The 6,560-nt window shown below is 67.0% G+C and carries 4 protein-coding genes and 1 pseudogene; 2 read left to right on the forward strand and 3 right to left on the reverse strand.

The window, feature by feature from the left end:
* Position 1: 1 nt before the first annotated feature.
* Positions 2–322: pseudogene (locus IEZ15_RS43015) on the forward strand (IS110 family transposase); the annotation flags it as partial.
* Positions 323–907: 585 nt separating this feature from the next.
* Here the strand turns inward: IEZ15_RS43015 and IEZ15_RS43020 are convergent.
* From IEZ15_RS43020 to IEZ15_RS43030, 3 genes are all read right to left on the reverse strand, one after another.
* Positions 908–1,894: an alpha/beta hydrolase gene (locus IEZ15_RS43020; protein WP_189282378.1), complete on the reverse strand. Its 987-nt coding sequence runs from the start codon at positions 1,892–1,894 to the stop codon at positions 908–910.
* A 119-nt stretch (positions 1,895–2,013) separates the two neighbouring features.
* Positions 2,014–4,848: a helix-turn-helix transcriptional regulator gene (locus tag IEZ15_RS43025; protein ID WP_229846575.1), complete on the reverse strand. Its 2,835-nt coding sequence runs from the start codon at positions 4,846–4,848 to the stop codon at positions 2,014–2,016.
* 792 nt (positions 4,849–5,640) lie between these two features.
* The gene (locus tag IEZ15_RS43030) at positions 5,641–6,129 is read right to left on the reverse strand and encodes a carboxymuconolactone decarboxylase family protein (protein WP_229846576.1); all 489 of its coding nucleotides are present in this window, start codon (positions 6,127–6,129) and stop codon (positions 5,641–5,643) included.
* A 117-nt stretch (positions 6,130–6,246) separates the two neighbouring features.
* Between IEZ15_RS43030 and IEZ15_RS43035 the strand changes: the two genes are divergently transcribed.
* Positions 6,247–6,560 (forward strand): pirin family protein (locus IEZ15_RS43035; RefSeq protein ID WP_189282380.1); only part of this gene is annotated, 314 nt, incomplete at its 3' end.

The raw sequence follows: 6,560 nt of genomic DNA on the forward strand, positions 1-6,560 counted from the left end.
CGTGTTCCTCGGCCTGGACGTCGGCAAGAGTGCTCATCACGGCCACGGACTCACCCCGGCCGGGAAGAAGGTCCTCGACAAGCAACTGCCCAACAGCGAACCGAGGCTGCGGGCCGTGTTCGACAAGCTGACCGCGAAGTTCGGCACCGTCCTGGTGATCGTGGACCAGCCCGCCTCGATCGGCGCCCTCCCGCTGGCCGTGGCCCGGGACGCGGGCTGCAAGGTCGCCTACCTGCCCGGCCTGGCAATGCGCCGGATCGCCGACCTGTATCCGGGCGAGGCGAAGACCGACGCTCGTGACGCGGCGGTGATCGCGCACACACCCCAGCCCCCAGCAGCACACCTCAGCACCCTGGCAGGACTCCTCGTCCACGCCACCGCACACGGCGCGACCCTCACGACAGAGACCGAACCAACGTGTTGATTCTTTACGAGCCCTAACGAGCTCGTGCACGGTTCCAGGAAGACCTCGCTTTCGTCGTGGCGGACCATGGCCGAACCGTGGACATGCAGGGCGACGTACAGGACTTCCTCATCGCCGGTGTCTGCCAGCCAGGGCGGGACGGGGGTGCGTTCGTCGTCGGAACGCAGGGCGGTGGTCTGCAGAGAGCCGAGACCGTCCGTGCCGGTCACTTTTCGACGATGCCCGTGCGGTCCGGTATTCCGGCGGCCTGTTTCCCCATGTGGCGCGGTCCTTCGCGGCGTTGCGCCGAGCGTGACATCGGGGCAGAACTCGTGGACGGTACCTCACCGCGTCGCCTTGCGATGGAGCCGAGGCAGGGGCCGCCATTCTCCGTGAAGGAACCAAAGATTGCTGATATGCCCGCAACCATGCCTTTGTGTAGGGGAAGTCGCATCAGTCGGCCGACTGGTCTGTGCTCTTTTGGGTGGCGGGCCTGACCGCCTCTCAGTTCAGCAGCCTGCGCAGGAAAGCACCGCCCTGTCGTACGGCCGCCCGCGTCGGTGGGCTCTCGCGCAATGCAGTCAGGGACACGAAGTCGTGGACGGTGCCCAGAAAACGGGCTGCGGTCACTTCCACACCGGCACGACGAAGTTGATCCGCGTACTGTTCCCCTTCGTCCCGTGTCACGTCCGCCTCCGCTGTGATCACCAGCGCCGGCGGCAGCCCCGCAAGCTCTGCGAGGCTCGCGCGCAACGGAGACGCGGTCGGATCATCCTGCTGCCGGGGATCGTCGGTGTACTGCTGCCAGTACCGGCGCAGGGCCTCCCGGGTGAGGAGATACCCACTGGCGAACTGCCGTTGGGAGGAGCTGTCGCACTGTGCGTCGGTGATCGGGTAGTACAGCAGCTGGGCACGAATCCTCGGGCCGCCGCGCGACTTCGCCATCATGGTGAGCGCCGTGGCCATGGTGGCGCCGGCACAGTCCCCGGCGGCCACCAATCGGTCCGCGTCGAGATCGAGTTCGCCGGCCTGCCGGACGACCCAGGTCATCAGGGCGTAGCACTCCTCGATGGCCACGGGATAGCGGGCCTCGGGAGTGCGGCTGTACTCGGGGACGACAGCGGCCACGCCCGCGCTGAGCGCGAGCTCGGTGATGAGCCGTGCGTGGGTCTGCGCGTCTCCCAACATCCACCGGCCCCCGTGGACGTAGAGCATGGCAGGGAGCGGTCCTCTTACGCGGGCTGGTCTGAAGATCCAGAAGCCCACCAGCCCGGACGGTCCCACGGGCGCCACCTGGAAGGTGGCGTCCACCTCGAAGTCCTCGACCCGGTGGATCTGGGACTCCCTCAGCGCCTGTCGGCCGTCGACCGGACCCAGCTCGTGTAAAAACGGGGGGGCCGAGGACGCGTCGACGAGCCGTTGCACCAGCGGATCGAGAACCACGGAGGACGGGTACTTCCCGCCCCCGTCATCCCCGGAGTCCGACTCCATCCGGTACACCTTTCGCTCTGCCCTCTGGGCTCTGGTTCATCTCTCAGCGGCCAAGGAGGATGAATGTTGGTGCACCCTGCCCGTCAGCCCCTGAGGCTGCGTCTGCTGCTTCGCGAAGGTCACCCGTCGTGCAGCAGAATGTCACGGAGCTGGTGGCGGCTGCTGATGCCGAGCTTGGGATAGACGTTGTAGAGGTGCGAGCCCACGGTACGCGGCGAGAGGAACAACCGTTCGCCGATCTCTCGATTCGACAGGCCGTTTGCCGCCAGCCGCACGATCTGCTGTTGCTGGGCGGTCAACTCGGCCAACCGATCTGCTGACGCGGGAGTGTGGGAGACCCCGCTCGCGCGCAGCTCGCTGCGGGCCGAGGCGGCAAGGTGCCGGGCGCGCAGCCGGGTAGCGGCTTCCAGAACCGCGGTCAGCTGTGTGCGCGCCTCCAGGGGCCTTCTGCGCCTGCGCAGCCAGATCGCATAGTGCAAACGAGCCTGGGCCCGTTCCATGGGCCACTTGTCCGCCTCAGGGTTGACCAGGGCCAGGCGGAAGTGGTGCTCGGGGTCGGCATCGTCATCAATGAGGGCCGCCGCATGGTGCATGAGCAGTGTCATCCGTGTTGTCGGCCGGGGGCCCTGGCGTTCTCGCACTTCCATGAGGATGCGCGCCGCCTCCTGCTGCCGGCCGACGCGCTGGGCGGCGTAGGCCAGTTCGCTGATGCAGCGGGGAGAAAGGAAGGGATCAAGGGGCGAGTCGTCGTCCTGGAACAGAGCGCGAAAGTGCCGGAATGCACTGTCCCAGTCACCTAGGGCCATTGCTGTCAGACCGCATGCCCGCAGCATCCGGGCATGTGTGGCCCGGTTCTCGTCCAGGCTGACGGAGCGCCAGTTCGGGCCGATGAACTGCATGTCCGATACGTTCTCGCCGTGAAGTGCGCGCAGGGTAGCTCCTAGCGCTTCGAGGTCCATCTCGACGCGAGTCCACCGGTGGATGACGGCGTGAGTGAGACCCTCCTCGATCAGTGTTTCGGCTTCCGCCCAGCGCCCGATACTCAAGAGTGTGTCCACCTGGGCCGCGAGGGTCCACGCGCGCGAGCCCAGGGCTTCTTGCTGGCGAAGCAGCTCGTCTGCCTGCCGGAACTGCTCCGCGCACAGGTCCGGCACGTCGGCGTAGTAGGCGACCGAGGCGGTCGCCATCAGCCGGATCAGCTGGCCCCGACCGGCGGGGGTGATGAGACGCGGCGTCGTCAACCTTCGCAACGCGCTGTCGGAGTGGGCGACCGGCTCGATTCCGGTCGACACGAGTGCTTCCAGTGCCGCAAGGACGTCAGGCCCGGCTAGCTCGGGGAAGAACCAGTTCTCCTGTTCACACCGGTCCTTCTCCGTTCGTGCGGCCCGTACAGCCTGATCGAGCAGTCGTGGCAGCTGCTGCCGATGCTCGGGGAGGCCGGACTGGAAGGCGATCCCCGTGGCGAGTGCCACCAGGGCAAAGGCAGTTTTGGCGCTGCCGGGGGGCGTGTGCTGCGACACGCTGAGCAGGAGGCTGAAGGCCTCCTGTTGGAACGAGAGCAGCGACAGCGCTCCACTCAGGGCGCAGGCTGCGCCGCACATCAGGTCCGGGTCGCGGGTCACTCGGGTGAGCAGCGCGTACAGGTCGCGCACCCATGCCGGGTCTCCGAAATTACTCGCGGCGGTCAGAGCTCCGGCGAGACGGCGGGTCCGGTCGTGATCGTGGGCACTGAGGCGCGCGGCCTGTTCCAGTGCCTTTGCCGCAGTGAAATATTTTCCCTCCTGGTTAGCGGTGGTGGCAACATCCTCCAAGGCCGCAGCCGCGGACTCGTTGGGACCGATGGTCGCTGCGGCCAGATGCCAGGCTCGGTGTGACGGGTTCTGTCCGCGCACGGCGGCCAGATCATGGTGGACCTGTTGACGCTGCTTTGCGTACTGACGGTGGAAGGCCGCAGCGCGGATCAGGGGGTCGCGGAAGGTGAGACGACCGTCCGCGATCGTGATCAGGCCGGCTTCCTCCGCTGGGACCCACACCTTCAGGTCGTGCGTGCCCAAAGCGGCCATGACAGTCGTGAGCTCCTCATGATGCGAGGCCGCCGCCGCGTAGAGCAGTGCGCGCTGTGTCCCTTCCGGCAGCGCACTCAGGCGTGTGGCAGACATCTGCTGGATGCGCGAGCTCTGCTGCGGTTCCCCGCCCGCCAGTGACGGCCAGGCTTCGCCGCGCGCGGCCCGGCTGAGCTCGATGACCGACTGCGGATGGCCCTCCGCTTGCCGGAGCAAGTCAAGTCTGGCCCTTCCGGTGGGTGCACCGGGCTGCGCATCCAGAAGCCGGGCCGCCGCCCGCCGGGACAGCGGCCCGAGACACAAGACGGCGAGATCCGTAGGAGCTCCGGCCGGGGGAGCCTCTCCGCGTGCTGCGAACAGCACTGTCACAGCCTGGTCGGTCAACCGTCGTGTCACGAAGTAGAGGATCCCCATGGAGTCACGGTCACAGTCCTGGATGTCGTCCACTGTCAGCAGGACCGGGCTTGCCTGCGCGATGTGACTCAGCAGTGTCAGGACCGCGGCGCGCAGCACCTTTCCCTCCGGCGGCCGGGCGTCCGGAGCCGTCCCAAAGGCAGTGCGAAGTGCCAGCCGCTGGTGCTCCGGCAGTGCATCGAGTTCGCCGAGCACCGGGAGGAGGAGCTGGTGCAGGGAGGCGAATGACAGCGGTTCCTCCGATTCCCAGCCCTGCGCCGACAAGACCCGGGTTCGGCGTCCTCTGGCCGTCTCCTCTGCGACCCGGAGCAACTGGGTCTTGCCGGTGCCGGCTTCCCCCAGTATGAGCAGAGCGTGTGGCGGGTCACAGGGTCTGTCGATGGACCGAAGAATCCGGTCGACCTCTGTCTCTCGGCCGATCGGCAGCGTGCCACTCAGCCCTGAACGGTCGGGGCCGTCTCCCTCATCGGCGGCCACTGCGCCTCCTCACCTCGAATCCCCCACCACATTCCGATCAGCCGAAACCACGGACAAGAATGCTGTCGTCGTGCCGATTCGGATGCTGTCAAGGATGCAGGAATGCACCCTTCTGTCATGTGACCAGTTACGCGCTGGCCGGTCCATGCGGTGGGCCTGGCAGGATGTAGTCAGAGCGATGAGCACTTTCGTCGCCTGTGCGCCTGCTCTGCCAAGCGGACGGTTGGAGGAAAGAAGCTAACATGGACTTCGGCACCGAGCCGCAGTCCCTGGGCAGGGATCACGAAAAGTCCCGGATCAGGCAGCTGGTCGACGCCGCAGACGGGAGTGACCCGAGGGTGCTCGTGCTGACCGGTGAGCCGGGGGCAGCAAAAGCATCCTGGTGGACTGGGCTGCCTCGCAGACCGAGTCTCACGGTCGACGCGTGCTCTGGGTACGAGGCTGCGAAGGCGAGAAGGATCTTGGTTCGCAGGAGTGCACCAGCTGTTGCGTCCGGTATCTACAGGTGTCGAGCGGCTCCCCTCATGGCAGCGCGACGCCTTGCGCTGCGTATTCGGCATGGATCAGGCCGACGGATCGCAGGTGCCGGACCCGCTGCTGATCAGGCTCGGCGTCTTGACGCTGCTCTCGGACACGGCGACGGACCAACCCTTGCTGATCATCGTCGACGCGATTGTCGTTCAACCGCGAGGCCATCACCTCGACTTCCCGGCCGCCCTGGTCGCCCTCCGTGGTTGGTGGAAGCCGTTGCGTACGGCCTATGACTCGGCGCCCGGCCGGGGAGAGACCGGATCACTGCTGGGGGATCCCGCGCACGGGGTGCTTGCTCATGATGGAGACCCGGTTGAAAGCGTTGATGGTGATCGCCACCCAGATCACCGCGGAGATCTCGTCGTCGGTGAGGGCTTGGCGGGCTGCGTCGTAGGCGCTCTCCTGCGCGACAGCGTTCGCGGGCTCGGTGGTCGCCTCCGCCAGGGCGAGCGCCGCGCGTTCCTGTGTCGTGAACAGTTCGGTGTCGCGCCAGGCGGCCAGCACGCCCAGGCGCTGGGTGGTCTCGCCCGCACGCAGCGCGGCCCGGGTGTGCACGCTGAGGCAGTAGGCGCAGTTGTTGATCTGTGACACGCGGAGGTTGATCAGCTCCACGATCGTCCGGTCCAGCCCCGCGTCGGAGGCGACCGCGCGGACCGCATCGGAGGTCTCGATCAGTGCGTGGTAGGCACTCGGACTCTGCTTGTCGACGAAGACCCGCCTGCTCACGGGGCCTGCCACAGTGCCACTCAACCTGGACTCCTTCATGGGACGCTCGGGCCCGCTCGTCTTATCGTGTGCTTGTTGGGGCGTCGGCTTACCATCAGACGTGATCATTGAACATGAAATCATCCCTGGGAAGGACGTGCGATGAGCGACGTCGATAGGGAGCCCGCCGAACTGCGCTGCGGGGCATCGGGCCATGGTGAGCATGCGCCGAAGGTCGACGTCCTGTCCGCGCGGGACGTCCCGTTGGGTGGTCCGAGGGCGATGACGGTACGGCGTACGCTGCCACAGCGGGCCCGGACACTGATCGGGGCCTGGTGCTTCGTCGACCACTACGGCCCCGACGACGTCACCGACACGGGCGGCATGGACGTCGCGCCCCATCCGCACACCGGTCTGCAGACGGTGAGCTGGCTGTTCAGCGGGGAGATCGAGCACCGGGACAGCATGGGCAGCCA

It is taken from the genome of Streptomyces atratus, from assembly GCF_014648655.1.
Classification (GTDB): Bacteria; Actinomycetota; Actinomycetes; order Streptomycetales; family Streptomycetaceae; genus Streptomyces; species Streptomyces atratus.

Bases quoted from the DNA above. Each gene is read 5' to 3' on its own strand.
- IEZ15_RS43020 (WP_189282378.1), bottom strand. From the start codon at position 1,894: ATGGAGTCGGACTCCGGGGATGACGGGGGCGGGAAGTACCCGTCCTCC.